The sequence below is a fragment of the Ensifer sp. ENS10 genome, from assembly GCF_014852025.1.
Taxonomy (GTDB): Bacteria; Pseudomonadota; Alphaproteobacteria; order Rhizobiales; family Rhizobiaceae; genus Ensifer.
Window position 1 is genome coordinate 478289 of the sequence record NZ_JACVAS010000001.1, and the last position, 22787, is coordinate 501075.

A 22787-nucleotide genomic window follows, 5' to 3' on the forward strand; every position below is an offset into this window, starting at 1 on the left:
TTCAAAACCGCTTGCATTATCGCATCAGTGAGGCTATCGTGCAACTGCTTTCAAAATTAGAGCAGTTTTTAAATGAAACCAGTTAGGCAAAGGCCAGCGGTATTCGAACATCAGAGGAGAGAGAACATGACCGACAGATCCGTGGAACATGCGAGCTTCACCATCGAGCGCAGCTTCAAGGCGACGCCGGGACAGGTGTTCAGGGCTTTCTCCGAGCCGGCTGCGAAGGAACGCTGGTTCGTCAGTGCTGACGGGCCGGTGGCCGAATTCAGCCATGACTTCCGCGTCGGCGGTCGCGAGAGCGGTCGCTTCAGCCAGGACGGCGAAACGATCTATCATGACGACACCATCTATCTCGACATCGTCGAGAACCGCCGGATCATCTTTGCTTACACGATGGCTGAGAACGACAAGAGGATCTCGGCGTCCGTCGCGACCGTCGACATTCAGCCGGAAGGCAACGGTACGCGCCTCGTCTTCACCGAACAGGTTGCCTTCCTCGACGGGCTCGACAAGCTCGAATACCGGCGCGACGGTTGGCAACAATTGATCGGTGTGGCACTGGCAGAGGAACTCGGCGAAGCGGCTGTTGCTGCGTGACGCAGCAATCGGTCTCGTGAGCGCATTGAACCCCCGAGACCTTTCTGTCTCCGGGGGGTCTCAGTGCATGGCCGCGATCGCGCTGCCGGCGATGCCCACCGAAAAAAGGGTGAGACAAACGGCAGCAATCCGTCGCGGCAGATGCGAGGCCGACAAGCCCTTCGACATCTGCACCAGCATGGCGCCGGCGCCGATCCAGGTCGATCCGGCGGCGACGACCAGCAGCGAGAAGCCGGCGATCCAGGGCCAGACGGCGGCCAGTCCAGTCTGTGGCAAGAGCACCAGGGCGACGATCAGCGCCTTCGGATTGAGCAGCGTCGTAACGAAGACCTGGCGGATGGAGATGACGACACCTTCGCTGCGCTCGGCATCGGTGGTCCAGAGCGCATAGGCGAGGTAGAGAACCCAGCAGGCGGCGACGAGCCTGAGCGCAAGGCCGAGCTGCGGATGGGCGGCAAGGAATGGCGCCAATAGTGCTACGGCCGGGATGATGACGGCGAGATAACCGCCGAGCTCGCCGGTGAGCAACGGCAGCGAACGGCGGAAACCGGCAGAGGCGCCGGACAGCCAGAGCAGCGTGTTTGTCGGCCCCGGCGTTGCGAGCAGGATCAGGGCGGCGAGGGCGAAGGTGAGCGGCTGCATGTCGTTGAACCTGGTTTTGTGGCCGTTATCGCCGTCTTCTACCAGCCGCGCAAGCGTCCGCTCTTGATCTCCATCAAGCGTGGCGCCCGATAGTACCGGAATCTACCCGCAAGAAATCGCCACACGTGTCCGTGGGAATGCCTCTTCCGCGTGTGTCGCGGCCGCGCTATCAGACGGGACGCTGCCGCTTCTCTCCCGCCGGCGCGATCGAGGCCTCCCATGAACAAGACCGTACTGTCAGGCATCGTCATGACGACGTTTTCCTATTTCCTGTTCTCGTTGCAGGATGCGTCGGTCAAATGGCTCGTCGTCGGCTATTCGGTCTGGCAGATCCTGTTTACCCGCAGCATCACCATTCTCGTGCTTTGCCTCGTCATCGGCCGCGGCAAGCTGGTGCGCAGCGCCATCTCATCTCCGGTGATCAAGCCGCTCTTCGTGCGCAACCTGCTGCTGCTCGCGGCCTGGCTTTCCTATTTCAACGCGGCGCGCGATCTTGGCCTCGCGGAGATGACGACGCTCTACTATGCAGCGCCGATCATCGTGACGCTGCTTGCCGTGCCGATCCTGAAGGAAGATGTGCCGCCGATCCGCTGGTTCGCCGTTTTCATCGGCTTCGTCGGCGTGCTCATCGCCTGTGACCCGCTCGGCACCGGCATGAAGCTGTCGCTGCCGGTGTTCCTGGCGCTCACCGCCGCCGTCTTCTGGGCGATCGGCACCGTCATGCTGCGCAAGACCGCGCTGCAGGAAACGACCCTGGTGCAGATGACCATCTCCAACGTCTTCTTCATCGCCATGACCGGGCTTGCGGTCGGCTTCTTCTGGACGCCGCCGGCGCTCTTCGACGTGGCACTGATGGCCGGCACGGGCGTCATTGCCGGCGCGGGGCAGTATGCGCTGTTCGAGGGCATGCGCCGAGCACCGATCTCCGTCATCGCGCCTTTCGAATACACCTCGCTCGTCTGGGCCTTCGGCCTCGGTTTCCTGATCTGGGGCGACGTGCCGGCCATGAATGTCTTTGCAGGCGCCGGCCTGATCTTCGCGGCCGGTCTGCTGATCATCGTCGGCGAACGCCTGGCGCACCGTCGCGCCGGTGCTGCCGCTTAGAGGATATCGAAGCGGTACGGCCCCGATGGAACGCCGCTTCAGGCCTTGATGACGAGGGCTTCAGGCACGCGGCCGGTCAGCCGGAAGAACAGATGGGACGTGACAAGCACGTTCGGGTCGGCCAGGTGGCGGTCGAGTGCGGCGAGATCGTCGTCCAGTTGGGCCTTGTCGATGAAACCCTCGGCGACAAGACCGTCTCGGACATTGTTGATGAAATCCTTAAAGATCGGCCGGCGGTCGTGGCCAGGCGGGTAGACATGTGCGACGGCGTCGACGGAAATTGCCTCGACACCCGCTTCCCGGAACAGCCGATGCAGGCGGCGGCCGATATGGAGGTCGATGCCTCTGGCCGCCGAATAGGCGATATAGGCGGCAAGCAGCCGGTCCCAGGCGGCAAGCGGCGGGTCGCAGACATGCGCCAGGAAATCGGCCTCGAAGCTCGCGATCCAGCCGCCGGGTTTTACCAGCGACACCATTTCGAGCACGATGAGCTCCGGCCGCGGCACGTTGACGAGCACCAGCCGCATATGGGCACCGTCGAAGGAGCGGCGCGGCAGGCCGGTCGCATAGGCGTCGCCCTCGCGCACCTCCACCTGGGGCAGGGCGTGGCTGGCGACGAAACGGCGCGCAAGTTCGACGAAGTGCGGGTCGCGCTCGATACCGAGCACGGAGCCCGTGGGCCCCACGCGTTTGCCAAGCAGGTGCAGCACACCACCGGGACCGCAACCGAGATCGATGACGTGTTCGCCTGGCTGGATGCCGACCCGTTCGAGCTGCTGGTCGGAATCTGGGGCGAGATTGGCGATCTGTCGCTTCAGGCGTTCTTCCTCGGGCCCGGCGCGCCCAAGCAGATAGAGATCAGGCTCGCTCATGGCGTGTCCCCCTCTGATCCCGGCGAGCATGCGCCCGCGCAGGGAGGCCGTCAATCGGGAGGTGCAAGTAGCCTTAACGCACCTGCGACGACATGAAGCGCCGTTCTGCGGTCTCCTCGTAGATGCTGAGACCTTCGCGTCGGTAGAAGGCGACGGCGGGGTTGGTGGCCAGGACGCTGAGGCGCAAGGGCAGGCCAACCGCCCTTGCTTCGCCGAGCACCTGCCTGAGCGCGATCGCGCCATTGCCGCGTTTCTGATGGCCGGGCGCCACATAGAGCTTGTTGACCCAGACATGGTCGTTGCGCACGGTGACCGAGACGCAGCCGACATCCTCGCCGTTCGCAACGATGATGCGATGTTCGTCAAGGATAAGCGCATCCGCCGGACGCGGCCGCCAGTTGCCCCAGAGCGCCATGGCATAGTCGCGCATGCAGGCCTCTTCCAGCCAGTGCAGATAGGGTTCGTCGCCGGCGATCGCGGGGCGGAGCAGGACTTTGTTCATGGCTTCATCACTTGCGCGGCTTCAACCCGAATAGGTCTAACATCGCAACCATAACAACTTGATGGTCACGCGAATGCGGGCGCTGCGTTAGGCCATGAGCCTTGGACGAGCCGTCGCCCAAACGAAAACAGGCCCCGAGGGGCCTGCTTCCAATTCGATGCGCGGAACTTACGCCGCCTGCTTCTTCTCGCCGTAGGGGTCGAAGCGACCGTAGAAGGTCTCGCCGCGCTCGGCCATTTCCTGCAAGAGCGCCGTCGGCTTGAAGTGGCTGCCGTAGTCCTTGGCAAGCTTGTCGCACATCTTGACAAAGGCCTTTACGCCCATGCCGTCGATGTAGGAGAGCGTGCCGCCCGTGTAGGGGGCAAAGCCGAAGCCGAGGATCGAGCCGACATCCGCCTCACGCGGATCGGTGACGATGCCCTCTTCCATGGTGCGGGCGGCTTCAAGCGCGATCGTCGCCAGGAACCGCTGCTTCAGCACTTCGATGTCGATTTTGTCGGCGTTCTTTTGCGGGTAGAGCGTCTTCAGCTCCGGCCACAGATACTTCTTGGCGGGCTTCGCCGGATACTCGTAGAAGCCCTTGCCGTTCTTGCGGCCGCGGCGGTCGAGGTCGTCGACCATCTTGTTGATCAGCGCCATGTGCTTGGGATCGACGGCCTTTTCGCCGAGGTCGGCGACGGTGGCCTTGAGGATCTTCTGGCTGAGGTCGATCGCCACTTCGTCGTTGAGCGACAGCGGTCCAACAGGCATGCCGGCCATCTTGGCGGCATTCTCGATCATCGCCGGCGGCACGCCTTCGATCAGCATGTCATAGGCTTCGTGGATGTAGCGGAAGACGCAGCGGTTGACATAGAAACCGCGGGTGTCGTTGACGACGATCGGCGTCTTCTTGATCGCGGCGACGTAGTCGAGTGCCGTAGCGAGCGCCTTGTCGCCGCTCTCCTTGCCGAGGATCACTTCGGTCAGCATCATCTTTTCGACCGGCGAGAAGAAGTGGATGCCGATGAACTGGCCGGGGCGTTTCGAGTTCTTGGCAAGGCCGGTGATCGGTAGTGTCGAGGTGTTGGAGGCGAAGATCGTGTCTTCGCCGATCACCGCCTCCACCTTCTCGATGACATCCTTCTTGACCTGGCGGTCTTCAAAGACGGCTTCGACCACGAGGCCGACTTCCTTCAGGTCGTTGTAATCGGCCGAAGGCGTGATGCGGGCGAGCAGCGCTTCGCCTTCTTCCTTGGTCAGGCGACCCTTGCCGACCGAATCCTTGACCAGGCCTTCCGAGTGGGCCTTGCCCTTCTCGGCCGCTTCCATGTCGCGGTCGATCAGCGTGACGGCAATGCCGGCGGCAGCCGTCACATAGGCGATCGAGGCGCCCATGAAGCCGGCGCCGACGACGCCCACATGCTTGAACTCCGACTTCGGCACGCCGGCCGGGCGGCGGGCGCCCTTGCCGAGCTCCTGCATCGAGACGAACAGCGAGCGGATCATCGAGAAGGCTTCGGTCGTCTGAAGGATCTCGGTGAAGTAGCGCTGCTCGATCTTGAGCGCCGTGTCGAACGGCACCTGCAGGCCTTCATAGACGCATTTCAGGATGGCAACGGCGCCCGGATAGTTGCCGTAGGTCTCGCGGCGCAGGATCCCGGAAGCGGCCGGCCAGAGCTGGGCCGAGGCCGGCGTCCAGATGCCGCCGCCCGGTACCTTGTAACCCTTCTCGTCCCAGGGCTGCACCGGCTTCAGGCCGTTCTTGATCATCGCCTTGGCGGCGTCGACCAGCTTGTCCGCATCGACGACTTCGTGCACGAGGCCGAGCGCCTTGGCGCGAGCCGACGTCAGCGACGAGCCCGTCGTCATCATCTGCAGCGCGTCCTGCGCATTGGTGAGCCGCGGCACGCGCTGGGTGCCGCCGGCGCCCGGGAAGATGCCGACCTTGACTTCCGGCAGGGCGATCTTCACCGACTTGGAATTGGACGCGACGCGGCCATGGCAGGCGAGCGACAGCTCGAAAGCGCCGCCCATGCAGGTGCCGTTGATCGCCGAGACCCAGGGCTTGCCCGAGGTTTCGAGCTTGCGGAAGAGCCCGGTCATGCGGCCGACGAGGTCGAAGAGCTTCTGGGCGGCGTTATCCGGATCCTTCTTCTTCTCTTCCTGCTGGAAGGTGAACATCGACTTGATCATCGACAGATCAGCGCCGCCGGAGAAGGTCGACTTGCCGGAGGTGAAGACGACGCCCTTGACCGCTGCGTCGGCAGTCGTTGCGTCGACGATGGCGTTGAGTTCCTCCATCACCTCCTGGGTGAAGACGTTCATCGACTTCTCAGGCATGTCCCAGGTGACGAGTGCGATGCCGTCGGCGTCGGTCTCGATCTTGAAATTGGTGTAATTCGTCATGGTTCTCCCCCTCAGTAGAGAATGGGTTCGATGCGCAGCGAGATATTCGATCCGCCGCTGTAACGTTGTTTGCTGGTATTGGTGGCGATCAGCCGGTCGTCGCGCTCGACGCGGATGGTGAAGCCCGCATCGGTGGCCTTATTGAGTTCAGGCTTCGGCACCTGCAGCACGAAGGGCACGCGGGTGGCCTTGCCATCGCTGACGACGGACGTTTCCGCGATCAGCTTGGCAGCGACGTCCATCACGCCTTGCTCTTCGAGCCTGATGGTGACGGTGCCGGCCGGAACCGGGCCGCTCGCGACATTGGTGATCGCACCGGTGAGCGTGAAGCTGTCGCTGCCTTCCTCGTCGGAGACGCAGCCAGCGGCTGCAAGCAGCCCCAGGCCCATCAGCGCGAGAAGAGAGCGGCGCATCACGTCCATCGTCAGACCCTTTCGATGATCGTGGCCGTGCCCATGCCGGCGCCGATGCAGAGCGTGACGAGCGCGGTGTTGAGATCGCGGCGCTCCAGCTCGTCGAGCACGGTGCCGAGGATCATCGCACCGGTGGCGCCGAGCGGATGGCCCATGGCGATCGCGCCACCGTTGACGTTGATCTTGTCGTGCGGGATGTCGAAGGCCTGCATGTAGCGCAGCACGACGGCGGCGAAGGCTTCGTTGAGTTCGAAGAGATCGATGTCCGACAGCTTCATGTCGGCGCGCTTCAGAAGCTTTTCGGTGACGTCGACCGGGCCGGTCAGCATCAGCGCCGGATCGGAGCCGATATTGGCGAAGGCGCGGATGCGGGCGCGGGGTTTCAGGCCCATGCTCTCGCCGCCGGCCTTGGAGCCGAGCAGCACGGCTGCGGCGCCGTCGACGATGCCCGACGAGTTGCCGGCATGGTGCACGTAGTTGATCTTTTCGATTTCCGGATGCGCCTGGATGCCGACGGCTTCAAAGCCGCCCATTTCGCCTGGCATTTGGAAGGACGGGTTGAGCGAGGCGAGCGCCTGCATGTCGGTGCCGGGACGCATGTGCTCGTCACGGTCGAGGATGGTCAGACCGTTCCCGTCCTTGACCGGCACGACGGACTTCTTGAAGTAACCCTTCTCCCAGGAATGCGCCGCGCGCTTCTGGCTTTCCACCGCATAGGCGTCGACGTCGTCGCGGCTGAAACCGTATTTCGTGGCGATGAGATCGGCCGAAACGCCCTGCGGCATGAAGAAGGCCGGCAGGTTGACCGAGGGGTCCATGAACCAGGAACCGCCGGACATGCCGAGGCCGACGCGCGACATGCTCTCGACGCCGCCGGCAATGACGATGTCGTCTGCACCCTGGGCGATCTTGGCCGCGCCGAAGTTGATGGCGTCGAGACCGGAGGCGCAGAAGCGCGAGATCTGCATGCCCGGCGCGCGGGTGGAATAGCCGGCTTCGAAGGCGGCCGCCTTCGGAATCACCGCACCGGCGTCCATGACCGGATCGACGCAGCCCATGATGATGTCGTCGACGGTCGAAGTATCGAGGTCGTTGCGGTCACGCACCGCCTCCAGCATCTTGGCGGCGAGGCGAACGGACGGCACTTCGTGCAGCGATCCGTCCTTCTTGCCACGGCCGCGCGGCGTGCGCACGTGGTCGTAAACGAAGACTTTCGTCATGTCTCATCTCCCTTTCGGCAGCACCGCCAGGTGCTGCCCGTCAAAACATTTTGAAATCGAACGGCTCAGAACGCGGCCGCGTCGAGCGCCATCAGCGTGTCGGCGCCGGTCTCGATGCGGGCCTTGCGCAGGGCCGTTTCCGGCAGGATCCTTTCCATGAAGAAGGTCGCGGTGATCAGCTTGTTCTTCAGATAGTCTGCGCGCGTCGTTTCGCCAGAGGCAAGTTTTTCCTCAGCCGTCTTGGCAATTTTTGCCCACATGTAGCCAAGCACGACAAGGCCGAAGAGGTGCATGTAGTCGGTCGAGCCGGCGCCGGCATTATCGGGCTTGGCCATCGCGTTCTGCATGAACCACATGGTGGCGGCCTGCAGGTCGTTGAGGCCCTTCTTCAGCGCCTTGGTATAGGCGGAGAGTTTCTCGTTGCTGCGGTTTTCCTCGCAGAAATCGCCGATTTCCTTGAACAGCGCCATGACGGCGCGGCCACCATTGAGGCCGAGCTTGCGGCCGACGAGGTCGAGCGCCTGGATGCCGTTGGCGCCTTCGTAGATCATCGCAATGCGGGCATCGCGGACGTACTGGCTCATCCCATGTTCTTCGATATAGCCGTGGCCGCCGAACATCTGCTGCGCCATGACGGCGTGGTCGAAGCCCTTGTCGGTGAGCACGCCTTTCAGGATCGGCGTCATCAGGCCGAGAATGTCGTCGGCCGTCTGGCGGTCCGCCTCATTGTCGGAGCGGTGGGCGATATCGGATTTGAGCGCTGTCCAGAGCGTGAAGGCGCGGCCGGCTTCGTTGAAGGCCCGGATCGTCATCAGCGTGCGGCGCACGTCCGGATGCACGATGATCGGGTCGGCCTTCTTGTCCGGCGCCTTCGGGCCGGAGAGCGAACGACCCTGGATGCGGTCGCGGGCATAGTTGGCGGCGTTCTGATAGGCGATCTCGGCGATCGACAGGCCCTGCAGGCCGACGCCGAGGCGGGCTTCGTTCATCATCACGAACATGGCGTTGAGGCCCTTGTTCTCCGTGCCGATGAGGTAGCCCTCGGCCTCGTCATAGTTCATGACGCAGGTGGAGTTGCCGTGGATGCCCATCTTGTGTTCGATCGCGCCGCAGGAAACGCCATTGCGTTCGCCCGGCTCGCCGTCGGCATCGAGCTTGAACTTCGGCACGATGAACAGCGAGATGCCCTTCACGCCCTCCGGTGCGCCCTCGATGCGGGCAAGCACCAGATGGATGATGTTGTCCGACATGTCGTGTTCGCCGGCGGAGATGAAGATCTTCTGGCCGGAAATCTTGTAGGAGCCGTTGCCATCAGGAACGGCCTTGGTGCGCAGCAGCCCGAGGTCCGTACCGCAATGCGGTTCGGTCAGGTTCATCGTGCCGGTCCAGGTGCCGGCAACCATCTTCGGCAGATAGGCCTGCTTCTGTTCGTCCGTACCGTGAACGAGGATTGCCGCGATCGCGCCCTGGGTGAGGCCGGGATACATGGTCAGCGCCATGTTGGCCGAGGACATGTACTCGCCGACGGCGGTATGCAGCGTATAGGGCAAGCCTTGGCCGCCGAATTCCTCCGGAACGGCGAGGCCGAGCCAGCCGCCTTCGCGGTAGAGGTCGAAGGCTTCCTTGAAGCCCTTGGGCACGCTGACCGAGCCGTCGTCGCGGCGCTTGCAGCCTTCCTGATCGCCGGAGAGATTGACGGGGAACAGGGCCTCCTCGGCAAGCTTGGCAGCCTCGCCGACGATCGCTTCGATCATGTCCGGCGTCGCATCAGCAAAACCGGGCAGGTTGTTGTAGCGCTCGATGCCGAGCACGTCGTTCAGGATGAAGAGGGTATCGTCGACCGGGGCCTTGTAGATGGGCATGCTTTCCTCGCCTTTTGGTGCTTCGGGCGCCGTACCTCGTCGTCGACGCCCGGTTGCAGGATGCCGGATGCGCCGCCATCGTCTTTGATTCTAGAGCATCTTTCCCTTCCAGTGATTCCACAGGAAAGCGGCCTGCTCCAGGGCGGTCTCGCATCGTTGGCCGGATGCTACAAAATTTTGACGTTTGCGTAAACGTCAAAAATTGCGGGCTGCGAAGTTTCGTCGCGGCACCAGGGGAGCCGAAAGGGGCGCCGGCAACCCGCGCTCACGGTACGATCCTGCCAAATCGTTAAAAATCCTGGGCAGATTAACGGCTTATTTACCACGTTTCGTGAAAGGTGCGTGTTGAGATGGTCAAAGCTGCAACCGGTCCTGGCGTCGTGTCGTTGTAGCTTTGCCCACGTCGGAAGCGCCACAGGGGTGAGGAAAGCTGTTTTCTTCCGTGACGACTTTCGGGATGGCCGACGACAGGGGCGAAGAACACCATGAATGGATCGCGATCAAATCCTCAGCGCGCAGGCAGCCAGTCCTATAGCGAGCGGCCGTCGCTCGACGCTTTGAACCGCACCATCGAAGGACTTGAGGCGCGGATCGAAGGCCTGATGAGCGGCGCTGCCCGCGACGTGGCGCCAAGGCCTGCCGAGCGTCTTCCGGCCCGCGAACCAGCCAGAGAACCCGCAACGCCCCGTGACGCCGTCGCCGAAATCATGCAGCGCCAGCGCAGCCTCAGCGCTTCGCGCGAGCGCCCGCCGCTTCGCGACCGAATGTCGGCGCGCGAACCGGAACGCTATGTTCCCGAACGTCCGGCCTCTGACCGTCTTACCGAAGAGCCCCGCCTGCAACCGTTGCACAGCCAGCCGCAGCGCCCGTCTTTGGCCGTCAACGATATCGCCGAGGCGCTCGTCGGTCTGCGCCAGGACCTGAAGCGCGACATCACCGATGGCCTCACGCGCGAGATGAATTCGCTCAGGTCCGAGATTCGCGGCATCAAGGCTCAGGCGCAGGATCACAGCTTCGCCGAAGACGTGCGCGGCGACATGCAGCGTCTTGCCGACAGCATCCAGCAGCTCGGCCGCCAGGCCTCGCCCGCCCAGGCCGACGCGCTGCGTGGCGACTTCGACGAACTGCGTGCGATGATCGACGGCCTTGCGCGTGAAGACAGCATGCGCCGCATGGAAAACCGCTGGACCGGCGTCGAGGATCGGCTGATCGCGTTTGATCAGAACCGCGACGACGAGCTGGTGGCGCTGGCCTATCGCCTGGACGAGATCAAGTCGCAGATCGGCTCGCTGAAGGGCAGCTCGGCCGTCGACGCGCTTGAGGACAAACTGATCGCCGTCGCCCAGGCCATCGAAATGCTGGGCCGCCAGATCCAACCCGATGACCGCCGTCTCGTTTCGCAGTTTGCGGATCTCGACGGTCGGCTCGATGAAATCAGCCGCGCGATCGCTGCCAACAGTCGCACGGCGACGGGTCTCGACGGTAGCTTCGTCAACCGGCTGGAAAGCCGGCTTGGCGACCTGTCCCGTCAGATCGACAGCCTGTCGCGCCCGAACGATTCCGGCCTCGGCGCCCGCCTGGAAGCCTTGACCGCCCGGGTCGAAGATCTCGCCGGCGAAAAGGCGGCCGCCCGTCTCGAAGAGCGTCTCGACCAGCTTTCGCTGGTGATGGAGCGCAGCAACAGGACCGCGCAGTCGGATCTCAACGATTATCTGTCGGATATTTCGCGCAAGATCGAGGCCCTGGACCAGGGCAGCGTCAACGACACACTGGCCGAGCGGCTCGACTATCTGGCACGCCGGATCGACGAACTCGACGCCCATGGCGTTCAACCGGCCTCCGATCCGCGCTTCGACCGGCTGGAAGATCGCCTTGTCGGCATCGCGCAGCGTCTGGAAGAGACCCACGCTGCGCCGTTCGATGATCGTGTCGCCCTGCAGAACCTCGAAGCGCAGATCGCCAATCTGTCGACGCTGGTCAGCCAGCCGCGCGCGGACGTCGCTGCGAGCGCGGTGCCCGTCGATTTCGAAAACCGCATGAGCGCGCTCGAGGACTACCTCTCGACCAGCGACGAATACATCGTCGAGGCCGCTCGCCAGGCGGCCGAAGCGGTGATGGAAGCCTATGCCAAGAACGGCTCTCCGCGGGGTTCCGGCGGAGATCTGGCCGCAATCTCGGCGCTTGCCGAAGACCTTCGCACGCTCGAGGACCTCAGCCGCTCCAGCGAGGAGCGCACGGCGCGCACCTTCGAGGCTTTGCACGAGACCCTCGTGCATATCGCCGACAAGCTGGAGCGCATCGAAAATCGCGAGCCGGCAATGCTGGCACGGGCTGAAACGCCGGTGCTGCGCGAACCCGCGCAGATGCCGAGGGCCGCGCAGCCGGAACTCGCTCCCTTCGGCGACAACGATCTCGATGACCGCTACGAGGATCTGCAGCGCAACGTCCGCGCGCTGCAGGCCGAAGATCAGGCTGTGGTCACCCAGACCGCCGAGCCGGCAACGACCTTTGCCGATGACCGGCAGGTCTCGACCGTTGAAGTCGAAAATGTGCGCGAACCGGCCGCTGCAGCCCGCACCGGCCTGCTCGCCGGCCTGACCCGGCGCTTCTCCGGCAAGCGGTCCGAGCCGGTGCACGAGCAGGAGCAGTCCCGACAGGTCGTCGAGCCGACTCCGTCGATCGATCCCTCCGAAATGCTTGCGCCCGAGGAAGCCAACCAGCTGCTGGAGCCGGGTTCCGGCGTTCCCGATGTCAAGAAGATCCTGGAACGCGTGCGCGCCGGGCAGATGAACAAGGCAGGTATTCAGCCTGGCGATGGCGACAAGTCGGACTTCATCGCTGCCGCCCGCCGTGCTGCCCAGCTCGCCGTTGAAGAGGCCGACACCCTGAACAAGGTTGGTCAAAGCGGAAAGACCTCCGGCATCGGCGGCGCTTTTGCCCGTCACCGCCGGCCGATCCTCATGGGCGTCGGCGCGGTCCTGCTGGCGATCATGTCCTATCCGCTGGTCAGCAATATGCTGAAGAAGCAAGAGACCGCACCGGTGGAGCCGGCCGCGATCATCGAGCAGCAGGCGGTGCCGGAATCGCGCGAAAACAAGATCGTCGAAGGCCTTCTGCCGCAGACCGCGGCCGTAGCCCCGGCTGAAACGCCGGTCACGGCATCCGAAATCGCAGTCGCAGCACCGGTCGATTCCGTTGAAGCCCCGGCGAAGGTATCCGAAGCTTCGATCTCGGTACCGGCGACGGCCGTGCCGACGACCACCATTGCGACACCGGCCGAAGAGAAGGCACCGATGCTCGCGCCGGTCGCAGAAACGAAAACCGCTTCGGCGGCCTCCGAGTTCCAGGCGACGCCCGCTGGCAACGCACCCGCCAGTGGTGCGGCCCTTATCAGTTCTCCGGCCGAGGGCGCGGCAACGACCGCGCTGGCGCCGGTGGCCGCACCGAGCGAGATCGTGCTGCCGGAAGGCTTCGGCCCGGCAGCCCTGGTGACGGCCGCCAAGGGCGGCGACCCGCTTGCCTTCTACGAAATCGGCGCCCGCTTTAGCGAAGGCCGCAGCGTTCCTGAAAACATGGCGGAAGCCGCCAAGTGGTATCAGCGCGCCGCCGACGCCGGCGTCGTTCCGGCGCAGTATCGCCTCGCGAGCATGTATGAAAAAGGCATGGGCCTAACGCGTGACGCCTCCAAGGCGAAGGCGCTCTATCTCGCCGCCGCCGGCCAGGGCAATGCCAGCGCCATGCACAACCTCGCGGTCATGCTGGCGAGTGGCCGCGATGCTTCGCCTGACTTTGCCGAGGCAACGAAGTGGTTCGCGAAGGCTGCCGAACTCGGCATTCGCGATAGCCAGTTCAACCTCGCCGTCCTCTATGCGCGTGGCAACGGCGTGCCGCAGGACCTGACCGAATCCTACAAATGGTTCTCCGCCGCCGCCCGCGAAGGCGACATGGATGCCGCCGCCAAGCGTGACGAAGTTGCCAAGGCGATGAAGCCTGAGCAGCTCGAAAGCGCCAAGGCGAAGGCCGATGCCTGGAAGGTGCAGCCGGTCGACGCCAAGGCGAACACGGTCGACGTTCCGGATGCCTGGGTCGGCCCGGCCAACAAGACCGCCAGCGTCGACATGACCAAGGCGGTCCGCAATATCCAGGCGATCCTGAACAACAACGGCTTCGACGCCGGCAAGCCCGACGGCCAGATGGGCAAGAAGACCGTGGCTGCCATCAAGGCCTTCCAGAAGTCGGTCGGCCAGGAGCCGACGGGCGAAATCACCGAGCAGTTGGTCAAGGAATTGCTGAAGCGCAATTCCTGACCCTTGGGCTTGCGCCGTAATAAAGCCGCAGAGCCGGGCGACACGGGTTGCGGGTGGCGAAGCCGTCTGCCATGTGGCTGAAAAGGTTGAAATGTCGGGCCTGCTGCATAATTCCTTAATCGGAATCAGGCTAGGGAAGAACTGATGCAGCAATCAAGGTCCGGTTGTGACCTTGGCATGTCCTGGCGGAAGCGCAACGCTGCAGGAGTGCATGACGGAAGCCGCCTCGCCCTCGGGAGAGGTGCCGGCCTTTCGAATAATCCCTCATTCGTGGTGAATTGCTTGCCACACTAACCGGTTTGCCCGCATTGCGGGCCGTTGGCATATCGAGGACCCGGCGTGACGATCTATCTGCCCATCGCAGAGTTGTCGGTGAACATACTCATCATTCTCGGTATGGGCGCGGCCGTCGGCTTTCTTTCCGGCATGTTCGGCGTTGGCGGTGGTTTCCTGATCACGCCGCTCCTGATCTTCTACAATATTCCGCCTGTCGTGGCGGTGGCGACCGGCGCCAACCAGGTGGTTGCCTCGTCGATATCCGGCGCGATCACGCATTTTCGGCGCGGCACCATCGATATCAAGCTCGGCACGGTGTTGCTCTGCGGTGGCCTCGTGGGCGCGACGGTCGGCGTCTGGCTGTTTTCGCTGCTGCGCCGCCTCGGCCAGCTCGATCTGGTGATCTCGCTGCTCTACGTCGTGCTGCTCGGCACTGTCGGCGGTCTGATGCTTTGGGAAAGCATCGTCGCCATGCGCAAGGCCGCCAAGAACGAGGCGACGACCCTGCGTCGCCCCGGCCAGCACAATTGGGTGCACGGCCTGCCGTTGAAGATGCGTTTCAAGAAGTCGAAGATCTATCTCAGCGTCATTCCGGTTGCCTTCCTCGGCTTCTGCATCGGTATCCTGACCTCGATCATGGGCGTCGGCGGCGGCTTCATCATGGTGCCGGCAATGATCTATCTCCTGCGCATCCCGACCAACGTCGTCGTCGGCACGTCGCTGTTCCAGATCGTCTTCGTCTCGGCCTATACGGTCATCGTCCAGGCGTCGACCAACTATACCGTCGATATCGTACTCGCCTTCGTCCTGATGATCGCCGGCGTCATCGGCGCGCAATACGGCGTGCGCGTCGGCCAGAAGCTGCGCGGCGAACAATTGCGAGCGCTCTTGGCGTTGCTCGTCCTTGCCGTCGGCATTCGTCTGGCGATCGAGCTCGTCATTCCGCCGAAGGATATCTATTCGGTCGTATCAGCGGGGCTCGGCTTCTGATGATCCGGTTCGCGCGCACAGCTCTCGCCCTTCTGGCACTCGCCGTCGCCGCTCCGACCCATGCGGCACTGCAGGACGAGAACGCCGATTTCACCGAGAAGCTGGAGATCGGCATCTCCACCGACGAGATTGCCATCACCTCGGATTTCCGCGGCGCGGATCTGACGATCTTCGGCGCCGTCGATGGTTTCGACCAGGGACTGCTGGCCCAGGGCAGGTACAACATCATCGTGTCCCTCGAAGGCCCCAAGGACAATGCGACGGTGCGCAAGAAGGAGCGCGTCTTCGGCATCTGGGTAAACACGCGGTCGATGACCTTCGAGCTGGTGCCGGAATCCTATTCGCTGTCAAGCACGCGCGACATCGAAACGATCGCGCCGCCCGGCGAGATGGGCAATATGGGCATCGGCGTCGACCACATGCGGCTGGTGCCGCTCGGCTTCGTCGGCGACGGCAGCAATCTCGGCGAGTTCCGCAACGCCTTTCGCCGCATCCGCGAAACGAGCGGCGTCTACGAGCGCGATCCGGGCGGCGTGCAGTTTATCAGCGCGAGCCTGTTCAAGGCGTCGGTGCGCCTGCCGGCGAACGTGCCGAACGGCGTCCACGTGGTGCGCGCCTACCTCTTTCGCGACGGCGTCTTCGTCGCCGCCAAGGCGCTGCCGTTGCGTGTCGTCAAGACTGGCCTGGAACAGTTCATTACCCAGGCAGCGCATCAGCAACCGCTCTTCTACGGTCTCGTCGCCGTGCTGCTCGCAGTCATCACCGGCTGGGGTGCCAGCGTGATCTTCCGCAAGGAATAGTTGGGCCAGGAGCTTACCCTGCGTTTTCTTTTGCCCGGCGTGCGTTTAAAGAAAGGGCAGCAGGATGCTGTAGGGATAAAATACCCAGGCATCTCGAACATGTTGATCTGAACACGCCGCGCCGAACGCGCGCTGAAGTTCGAGAAGGCGATGCTTGCGCTAGTAGCGGCAAGCGACGCCACACAGACAGAGGAAGCTCGATGAAACCGATTTTTGTCCAGTTGCAGTGCGCTCCCGGCAAGACCTACGAGGTCGCTGACGAGATCTACCGCAAGGAAATCGTTTCGGAAATGTACTCGACCAGCGGCGACTACGACCTGATCATCAAGGTCTACATCGAGGAAGGCCAGGACATCGGCAAGTTCATCAACGACAACATTGCCACGGTGCCGGGTATCTCGCGCTCGTTGACGACGCTGACCTTCAACGCGTTCTGATCACGGGGTCGGCGGTGTGCGGACGGAACCGCACGCCTTCCCCAAGCGTCAGGCAATCAGATTGGCAAACCGGACCGAATAGATCCGGTCGCGACCGAGCATGTGGGCGACCAGCCTGCTGCGGTCGAAGAGGCCGGTCATGGCCCGGTGTCGCAGATCTAGCCCGCCGGTCGTGACCCCGAAGGCGGGCATCAACATGCGCGTGCCATCCGTCGCAAAGCAGGCGCGGCGCACGGCCCTTTCGCGTCTCACCACCGTTGCCGCCGGATGCAGATGCCCGGCGATCTCGCCAACGGCATCGCCGCGCTTGGGCTCGTGCCGGAAGGCAAGACCCGCATGGTTGAGCTCGTCCATCGAGGCGCCCGGGAGCCCGAAGGCGCCATCCGGATCGTGATTGCCGTTGATCCAGACCCACTCGCGCCCGAGCGCCATCGCCGCGATCATGTGCCGGAAGGCGTCCGGCATCACGGCCGAACCGACACGATCGTGAAAATTGTCGCCGAGGCTGATGACGAGTTTCGGGTCGTGGCGCACGATCGCCGCCTCCAGCACGCGCAGCGTCGCAAGCGTGTCATAGGGCGGCAAAAGCATGCCGCGGCGGGCGAACGCCGAACCCTTTTCCAGATGCAGGTCGGAAACCACGAGCGTGCCGGTCTCGGGCAGGTAGAGACTGCCGAGCGGATCGCAGATCGCGACGACGCCGTTCACGATCGTCTGGGCGTGGAGGAGGGGGGCAGTCGTCTGAGCTGATAGGGCGTGGGCGAGGCGGTGCATGGTCACGATCCCGCACGCGACTGACTGTCGAGACGGAAGTGACCGGCCCAATTCGTTAGACTGCTCGTTCTCAAAGCCATTTTCCTATCAATCCACATCCAGACCGCCCATCGCCTCGTGGATCAAGTCGTCGGCGGCCTCCGAAAGCAGGAAGTCCTGCGCTTCGCCCTGGATCATTTCCTTGCCGATCTCCAGCATCACAGGCACCGCCAGCGGCGAGATCCGGTCGAGACGCCTGTGGGTGATGTGGCCCTTGATTCGCTTCAGCATATCCCCGAGCCGAGCGATGTCCAAAAGCCCCGTTGCCGCATCGTTGCGGGTCGCTTCGAGCAGCAGGTGATCCGGCTCGTGCGCGTGCAATACGTCGTATATGAGGTCGGCCGAGACCGTCACCTGCCGACCGGTCTTCTCCTTGCCGGGGTGACGCTGGTCGATGAGGCCGGCGATGACGGCGCAGTTGCGGAAGGTGCGTTTCAGAAGAAAGGACTCGTTCAGCCAGGCTTCGAGGTCATCGCCGAGCATGTCTTCGTCGAACAGCTCGGCAAGCGCGCCGCGCTTGAGCTTGAAGGTGGCGCCGAGGTCGTCGAGCGCCCAGACCGCCAGCGAGTAATCCGTCGCGACGAAGCCGAGCGGCTTCAAGCCGGCGCGGTCGAGCCTGCGGGTGAGCAGCATGCCGAGCGTCTGGTGCGCCAGTCGTCCCTCGAAGGCATAGATGACCATGTAGTGGCGGCTGCCGCGCGGGAAGGTCTCGATCAGAAGCTCGTCCTCGCGCGGCAACATCGAGACGTCTTTCTGTAGCGAGAGCCAGTCGCGCACCTGTTCCGGTAGTGCCGCCCTGCGCGCCGGATCGGCGAGCATCCTGCGAACCTGCTGTGCCAGATAGGTCGAGAGCGGAAACTTGCCGCCGGCATAGCTCGGCACCTTCGGGTCAAAGGTAAAGGCCTGGCTGACGAGGCATTCGTTCTCGCGAATGCCCTCGAAGCGCAGCACCTTGCCGGAGAACATGAAGGTGTCGCCCTGGGACAGCATTTCGAGGAAATACTCCTCGACCTTGCCGAGTGACATGCCGCCGCGACCGAGCGAGCCGCGCTGGTTGCGTTTGACCATGCGCACGTTCAGCATCGGCGACTCGACGATGGTGCCGACATTCAGGCGGTATTGTTGCGCCACCAGCGGATTGGAGACGCGGTAGAGCCCGTCCTTGGTCTTGCGGATCCGGGCGTAGCGCTCATAGGTCTTCAGCGCATAACCGCCGGTCGCGACGAAATCGATCACCCGCTCGAAGGTCTCCCAGGCGAGCGTCCTATAGGGCGAGGCACTGGTGATCTCGTCGTAAAGCGACAGCGGGTCGAAAGGCGCGGCACAGGCCATGCCGAGCACGTGCTGGGCGAGCACGTCGAGCGCGCCCTTGCCGACCGGCGGCGTGTCCTGCGCGCCGATATAGTTGGCGTCGAGCGCCGCCTGGCATTCCATCACCTCGAAGCGGTTGGCCGGCACAAGGATCGCCTTCGAGGGTTCATCCATGCGGTGGTTGGCGCGGCCGATGCGCTGGGCGAGGCGGCTCGCGCCTTTCGGCGCACCGACATGCACGACGAGATCGACGTCGCCCCAGTCGATGCCGAGGTCGAGCGTCGAGGTGGCGACGACGGCGCGCAGCCGGTTCTCGGCCATCGCCGCCTCGACCTTGCGGCGCTGGGTGACATCGAGCGAACCGTGATGCAGCGCGATCGGCAGATTGTCGTCGTTGATCGTCCAGAGTTCTTGGAAGAGCAGCTCCGCCTGGCTGCGGGTGTTGACGAAGAGCAGGGTGGTGCCGTGCTCCTTGATCGCGGCGTAGACATCGGCAATGGCGTAGCGCGCCGAGTGCCCGGCCCAGGGCACGTGCTCTTCCGTCTTGAGGATGGAGATCTGCGGGTTGGCGCCGCCTTCGACAAGCACGAGCCCTGCATGGTTGTTCATGTCCGGCTCCTGTGGCGCCAGCCAGCGCTGCAGGTCCATGGGATCGGAAACCGTTGCCGAAAGCCCGATCGTCTGCACGCTCGGCGCCAGCCGGCGAAGCCGCGCCAGACCGAGGGAGAGGAGATGGCCGCGCTTCGAGGTGACGAGCGAATGCAGCTCGTCGAAGACGACGTAGCGCAGGTCTTTGAAGAAGCGGGTCGCCTCGCCATTGGCAAGCAGCAGCGCCAGCTGTTCCGGCGTCGTCAGCAATATGTCGGGTGGATTGAGCTTCTGCCGCTGCCGCTTGGCGGTGGGCGTGTCGCCGGTGCGGTTTTCGATGCGAACCGGCAGGCCCATTTCGCCGACCGGTTTCATCAGGTTGCGCTCGATATCGACGGCGAGCGCCTTCAAAGGCGAGATGTAGAGCGTATGGATGCCGACGAAGGCAGAGCCGGGCGGGATCCTGCCGCGGCGAGTGAGATCGACCAGCGACGGCAGGAAGCCGGCAAGCGTCTTGCCGGCACCGGTCGGTGCGATCAGCAGCGTGCTGTTCCCGGCTTCGGCGCGTGCCAGGAGCTCGAGCTGGTGGGCGCGCGGCCGCCAGCCCTTCTCGCCGAACCAGCGCAGAAAGGGGGCGGGCAAGGTCAGGGCATCGCCCTGCGGTTCTCTGGAATCGATCCTGTTCACGGAGAACAAAGGTAGATCAAATCCGTCAAAAGAGAAGCCCGGAAGACTTGCCGCCGGGCGGCACATTGACTCCTGTTCGGAACCGGATCGCCGGCGGCTTCCGCTCCCCGCATCCGGTCGACGCACCGGCAAAGGGTCGCCTGAGACAGCCGAGCAATCGTTTTCGCGTGACGACTGGACTGATCTAGAGTGCGATGTAGCGATCGGCGCGGTGGTTGATGGCCACAAACAGGTTGAGCACGACCGCGCCGAGCACCGACCAGGCGACCACCGTGGGCGTCGTCACCCCAAAGGCGATAACGAGCACGACCATGTCGATCGCAAGCTGCACGAGGCCGGCGCGAATGCCGAAGCGCTCCTGCAGGTAGATGCCGAGAATGCCGACGCCGCCAAGGCTCGCGCGGTGGCGATAGAGTGCGAGCAGGCCATAACCGAGCAGCAGGCCGCCAAGCAGCGCTGCCCAGGCCGGCTGGATCGTACCGATCTGGAAGAGGCGCGACTGGATGTCGGTCAGGAACGAGGTAAGACCGATGGCGATGAAGGTCTTGACCGTGAAAGCCGGGCCGAGCCGCTTCAGCGACAGATAGAAGAACGGCAGGTTGAGCAGGAAGAAGGCAAGACCGAAATTGATGCCGAACGCATAGTGCAGCAGGAAGGCGACGCCCGCCGTGCTGCCGGTGAGCAGGCCGGCGCTTGCCAGGAAATAGAGGCCGAGTGCGGCGATCAGGCTGCCGGTGAAGATGCCCTGCAGGTCCTCGACCGCCGTATGCCGGGTCGGGCTGGTGTTCCAGATACCGAAAACGCTGCTGATCTGAGCCATGGCAAAACCTCGATTGCGATGGCCGCAGCAATGCTGCAACGCACAACAATATTCAAGAAAAATATGTCAGTAATGCTGACTTATTTTTGCGACTCTGCCTTGCGTTTTATGCAGGCTTGCGCGCCAGAAACAGGATGCCGAAAACCGGTTCGCCGGCATCCATGCGGATGACGGTACGCTCGATGGCCAGCAGCTTCAGCCCGTGCGCCGTGCAGAGGCCGCGAATACAGGCTTCGCTATGGGCGTAGCGCAGCGAGGGGCGCAGCAGAAAATCCACGCCATCGCCCGCATCCTCGACGGAAAAGGCGAAGTAGCCACCGGCGGCCAGCAGACGGAGCGCGATGTCGAAGACACTGTCGAGATTGCCGAGATACATGAGCACATCGGCGGCGCTGACGAGATCGGCGCGGGCGGACGCGAAGTTGCCGAAGATGCCGGAAGCTTCCGGCGGGAGCGAAAGATCGGCGCGTGCCAGCCGATCGTAGGTGGATTTCGCCTCGGCCTTGGCGAGCATGTTGATGGAGATGTCGAAACCTTCAAGGAATTGCGCCTGATCCCGGATGCGTTCGCCGAAGAGGCCGGTGCCGCAGCCGAGATCCGTCACATGCTCGAAGATGAGGCCCCCGGTGTGGCTTTGGATCAGCGCCGCGAGCTTTTGCGGCACCGTGTAGCCGAGCTTTTCCACCAGCGCCTGGTCGAAGCGATCGGCATAGTCGTCGAACAGGCGCTCGACATAGAGGCTCGGCGGCTGTTCGGGCACCGCGGCGGCACCGAGAAGCGCCAGCTTCAGGCCGGCGCCGAAGATGTCCTGAGGGCTCAGCGCCAGGGTTTTTCTGAGCGCGTCGATCGCCGCCTCTTTCCGGCCCGATTTTTCCTCATAGTCCGCGAGCCGAAACCAGCCGGCTGCCCAGTCCGGCGCCCGTTCCAGCGCCTGTGCCATGAGTTCGGCAGCACTTCCGGGCTCGCCGCCTTCGGCAAGCATTTTTGCGTAGTCGGCGCGGCGGTCGGCGATCAGGTCGCCGGAGGAGAGCTGGTTGAGCGTCATCAATGTGAGATATCGGTTGCGATCAGCGCTTCTGACGCCGGATGCTGCAAAACACAAGCGGAATCTGGCTGAAACCGAGAGCTTGGGCGCTGTGCAAGGTCTGGCCGACTTGCGACGCTGCCGATCGCGGCTTATGTGAAGACAAACAGGAGAAGTTCGCGGATGTCGGACGGAATGAACAGATTTTTGGGTGACTCGCCGCTGCGGGTGCTGGTCAAGCTCGTCGTGGTGTCGATCCTCGTCGGCTTCGTCATGACCGTCTTCGGCTGGTATCCGACCGACATCTATTTCGCGGTCCGCAACTTCCTGCTCGACCTCTGGTACACCGGCTTTGCCGCACTTGGCCGGGTGGGCGACTATCTGCTGCTCGGTGCGGCGATCGTCGTTCCGGCCTTCGTGATCCTGCGTGTTATGAGCTACCGGCGCTGATGATGCACGACCGGTTTCTCTTGATCGAACGCCGCGGCCTGCTGCGTGCAACCGCCATCCTCTCGCTCGGCGCGCTTGCCGGCTGCACGACGTCCCAACTGCTGACGCCCGATAGTGGCACTGGCAGCGACCAGACCGAGGCGAGCCTCGGCTACGTCAACAAGCTGCGCAAGGGCAAGGGGCTGACGGAGCTCGTGGCGGACCACGCGGCCTCGGTCGCCGCGATGAACCAGGCGGCGCGCATGGCACGGGTCGGCAAGATGCAGCATCTGATCGGCTGGAACGACAGTTTCTACGACCGGATGAAGGGCCAGGGCGTGACGCTTCCGGCAGCCGAAAACATCGCCATGGGCCAGGACGACGCCGAACGCGCCTATGATGCCTGGTACAAGTCGCCCAAGCATCTGGAAAACATGCTCGGTAACTATCGCGGTCTCGGCGTTGCCGTCGCCCAGAACGCTTCATCCGGCAACCGCCCCTTCTGGGCCATGGTGCTGTCGGCCTGATTCGGCCTTAGCGGACATCTGAACCGCACCTGGCCCCTCATCCCCTGCCGGGACCTTCTCCCCGCAGGCGGGGAGAAGGCAGGTTGCCGCACCCCCTCTATCCCCAGCAACCATGCGATTGGACTGCTCTTCCGATAGCGGCTCGGGATGCGGTGTTGCGGCTTGTCCACGTCCCCTC

Annotated in this window: 19 protein-coding genes; 8 read left to right on the plus strand and 11 right to left on the minus strand. The window is 63.6% G+C overall.

Annotated elements, in window-relative coordinates; genetic code table 11:
• Positions 1-126: 126 nt before the first annotated feature.
• Entirely contained in the window at positions 127-600 is a 474-nt protein-coding gene (locus tag IB265_RS02380; RefSeq protein ID WP_057248116.1) for an SRPBCC family protein, read from the plus strand.
• A 60-nt stretch (positions 601-660) separates the two neighbouring features.
• Here the strand turns inward: IB265_RS02380 and IB265_RS02385 are convergent, their stop codons facing one another.
• Positions 661-1242, minus strand: coding sequence for a LysE family translocator (locus IB265_RS02385; protein ID WP_057248117.1), 582 nt, complete (start codon positions 1240-1242; stop codon positions 661-663).
• Positions 1243-1461: 219 nt separating this feature from the next.
• Here IB265_RS02385 and IB265_RS02390 point away from each other — a divergent pair, with 219 nt between their 5' ends.
• Complete coding sequence (locus IB265_RS02390) at positions 1462-2346, plus strand: DMT family transporter (RefSeq protein ID WP_057248118.1); 885 nt, start codon at positions 1462-1464, stop codon at positions 2344-2346.
• A 38-nt stretch (positions 2347-2384) separates the two neighbouring features.
• Here the strand turns inward: IB265_RS02390 and IB265_RS02395 are convergent, their stop codons facing one another.
• The 6 genes from IB265_RS02395 to IB265_RS02420 form a co-directional block, all read right to left on the minus strand.
• A complete protein-coding gene (locus tag IB265_RS02395) occupies positions 2385-3218 on the minus strand; it encodes a methyltransferase domain-containing protein (protein WP_065372322.1) in 834 nt (277 codons plus the stop codon).
• 73 nt (positions 3219-3291) lie between these two features.
• A complete protein-coding gene (locus IB265_RS02400) occupies positions 3292-3720 on the minus strand; it encodes a GNAT family N-acetyltransferase (protein ID WP_057248120.1) in 429 nt (142 codons plus the stop codon).
• A 168-nt stretch (positions 3721-3888) separates the two neighbouring features.
• Complete coding sequence (locus IB265_RS02405; protein ID WP_113479368.1) at positions 3889-6105, minus strand: FAD-dependent oxidoreductase; 2217 nt, start codon at positions 6103-6105, stop codon at positions 3889-3891.
• Between the two features lie 11 nt (positions 6106-6116).
• Positions 6117-6527, minus strand: coding sequence for a YbaY family lipoprotein (locus IB265_RS02410; RefSeq protein WP_057248122.1), 411 nt, complete (start codon positions 6525-6527; stop codon positions 6117-6119).
• Between the two features lie 2 nt (positions 6528-6529).
• Entirely contained in the window at positions 6530-7738 is a 1209-nt protein-coding gene (locus IB265_RS02415; RefSeq protein ID WP_057248123.1) for an acetyl-CoA C-acetyltransferase, read from the minus strand.
• A gap of 65 nt (positions 7739-7803) precedes the next feature.
• Positions 7804-9600: an acyl-CoA dehydrogenase C-terminal domain-containing protein gene (locus IB265_RS02420; RefSeq protein ID WP_057248124.1), complete on the minus strand. Its 1797-nt coding sequence runs from the start codon at positions 9598-9600 to the stop codon at positions 7804-7806.
• Positions 9601-10085: 485 nt separating this feature from the next.
• Here IB265_RS02420 and IB265_RS02425 point away from each other — a divergent pair, with 485 nt between their 5' ends.
• From IB265_RS02425 to IB265_RS02440, 4 genes are all read left to right on the plus strand, one after another.
• Positions 10086-13907: a peptidoglycan-binding protein gene (locus IB265_RS02425; protein ID WP_192494615.1), complete on the plus strand. Its 3822-nt coding sequence runs from the start codon at positions 10086-10088 to the stop codon at positions 13905-13907.
• 339 nt (positions 13908-14246) lie between these two features.
• Positions 14247-15173, plus strand: a complete 927-nt coding sequence (locus IB265_RS02430) for a sulfite exporter TauE/SafE family protein (protein ID WP_057248126.1) — start codon at positions 14247-14249, stop codon at positions 15171-15173.
• On the plus strand, positions 15173-15973 hold the full coding sequence (locus IB265_RS02435; RefSeq protein ID WP_057248127.1) for a TIGR02186 family protein: 801 nt from the start codon (positions 15173-15175) through the stop codon (positions 15971-15973). The genes IB265_RS02430 and IB265_RS02435 overlap by 1 nt, the downstream gene beginning before the upstream one ends.
• Before the next feature lie 200 nt (positions 15974-16173).
• A complete protein-coding gene (locus IB265_RS02440; RefSeq protein ID WP_034797129.1) occupies positions 16174-16410 on the plus strand; it encodes an Lrp/AsnC ligand binding domain-containing protein in 237 nt (78 codons plus the stop codon).
• Positions 16411-16458: 48 nt separating this feature from the next.
• On the opposite strand, the gene pdeM is transcribed toward IB265_RS02440, so the two are convergent.
• From pdeM to IB265_RS02460, 4 genes are all read right to left on the minus strand, one after another.
• Positions 16459-17184 (minus strand): ligase-associated DNA damage response endonuclease PdeM, encoded by a 726-nt coding sequence (pdeM, locus tag IB265_RS02445; protein WP_057248128.1) that lies wholly within the window; start codon positions 17182-17184, stop codon positions 16459-16461.
• An 87-nt stretch (positions 17185-17271) separates the two neighbouring features.
• Positions 17272-19818: a ligase-associated DNA damage response DEXH box helicase gene (locus IB265_RS02450; protein WP_057248262.1), complete on the minus strand. Its 2547-nt coding sequence runs from the start codon at positions 19816-19818 to the stop codon at positions 17272-17274.
• A gap of 175 nt (positions 19819-19993) precedes the next feature.
• The gene (locus IB265_RS02455; RefSeq protein WP_057248129.1) at positions 19994-20629 is read right to left on the minus strand and encodes a YitT family protein; all 636 of its coding nucleotides are present in this window, start codon (positions 20627-20629) and stop codon (positions 19994-19996) included.
• A gap of 106 nt (positions 20630-20735) precedes the next feature.
• Positions 20736-21674, minus strand: a complete 939-nt coding sequence (locus IB265_RS02460) for a methyltransferase (protein WP_057248130.1) — start codon at positions 21672-21674, stop codon at positions 20736-20738.
• Positions 21675-21836: 162 nt separating this feature from the next.
• Here IB265_RS02460 and IB265_RS02465 point away from each other — a divergent pair, with 162 nt between their 5' ends.
• Both IB265_RS02465 and IB265_RS02470 read left to right on the plus strand, forming a co-directional pair.
• On the plus strand, positions 21837-22103 hold the full coding sequence (locus IB265_RS02465; RefSeq protein WP_057248131.1) for a DUF6460 domain-containing protein: 267 nt from the start codon (positions 21837-21839) through the stop codon (positions 22101-22103).
• A 2-nt stretch (positions 22104-22105) separates the two neighbouring features.
• The gene (locus IB265_RS02470; protein ID WP_057248263.1) at positions 22106-22609 is read left to right on the plus strand and encodes a CAP domain-containing protein; all 504 of its coding nucleotides are present in this window, start codon (positions 22106-22108) and stop codon (positions 22607-22609) included.
• Positions 22610-22787 lie beyond the last annotated feature (178 nt).

Bases quoted from the DNA above. Each gene is read 5' to 3' on its own strand.
- IB265_RS02465 (WP_057248131.1), top strand. From the start codon at position 21,837: ATGTCGGACGGAATGAACAGATTTTTGGGTGACTCGCCGCTGCGGGTG.
- IB265_RS02390 (WP_057248118.1), top strand. From the start codon at position 1,462: ATGAACAAGACCGTACTGTCAGGCATCGTCATGACGACGTTTTCCTAT.
- IB265_RS02405 (WP_113479368.1), bottom strand. From the start codon at position 6,105: ATGACGAATTACACCAATTTCAAGATCGAGACCGACGCCGACGGCATC.
- IB265_RS02385 (WP_057248117.1), bottom strand. From the start codon at position 1,242: ATGCAGCCGCTCACCTTCGCCCTCGCCGCCCTGATCCTGCTCGCAACG.
- IB265_RS02395 (WP_065372322.1), bottom strand. From the start codon at position 3,218: ATGAGCGAGCCTGATCTCTATCTGCTTGGGCGCGCCGGGCCCGAGGAA.
- IB265_RS02440 (WP_034797129.1), top strand. From the start codon at position 16,174: ATGAAACCGATTTTTGTCCAGTTGCAGTGCGCTCCCGGCAAGACCTAC.
- IB265_RS02460 (WP_057248130.1), bottom strand. From the start codon at position 21,674: ATGACGCTCAACCAGCTCTCCTCCGGCGACCTGATCGCCGACCGCCGC.
- IB265_RS02415 (WP_057248123.1), bottom strand. From the start codon at position 7,738: ATGACGAAAGTCTTCGTTTACGACCACGTGCGCACGCCGCGCGGCCGT.
- IB265_RS02400 (WP_057248120.1), bottom strand. From the start codon at position 3,720: ATGAACAAAGTCCTGCTCCGCCCCGCGATCGCCGGCGACGAACCCTAT.
- IB265_RS02380 (WP_057248116.1), top strand. From the start codon at position 127: ATGACCGACAGATCCGTGGAACATGCGAGCTTCACCATCGAGCGCAGC.
- IB265_RS02435 (WP_057248127.1), top strand. From the start codon at position 15,173: ATGATCCGGTTCGCGCGCACAGCTCTCGCCCTTCTGGCACTCGCCGTC.
- IB265_RS02455 (WP_057248129.1), bottom strand. From the start codon at position 20,629: ATGGCTCAGATCAGCAGCGTTTTCGGTATCTGGAACACCAGCCCGACC.
- pdeM (WP_057248128.1), bottom strand. From the start codon at position 17,184: ATGCACCGCCTCGCCCACGCCCTATCAGCTCAGACGACTGCCCCCCTC.
- IB265_RS02410 (WP_057248122.1), bottom strand. From the start codon at position 6,527: ATGGACGTGATGCGCCGCTCTCTTCTCGCGCTGATGGGCCTGGGGCTG.
- IB265_RS02470 (WP_057248263.1), top strand. From the start codon at position 22,106: ATGCACGACCGGTTTCTCTTGATCGAACGCCGCGGCCTGCTGCGTGCA.
- IB265_RS02420 (WP_057248124.1), bottom strand. From the start codon at position 9,600: ATGCCCATCTACAAGGCCCCGGTCGACGATACCCTCTTCATCCTGAAC.
- IB265_RS02425 (WP_192494615.1), top strand. From the start codon at position 10,086: ATGAATGGATCGCGATCAAATCCTCAGCGCGCAGGCAGCCAGTCCTAT.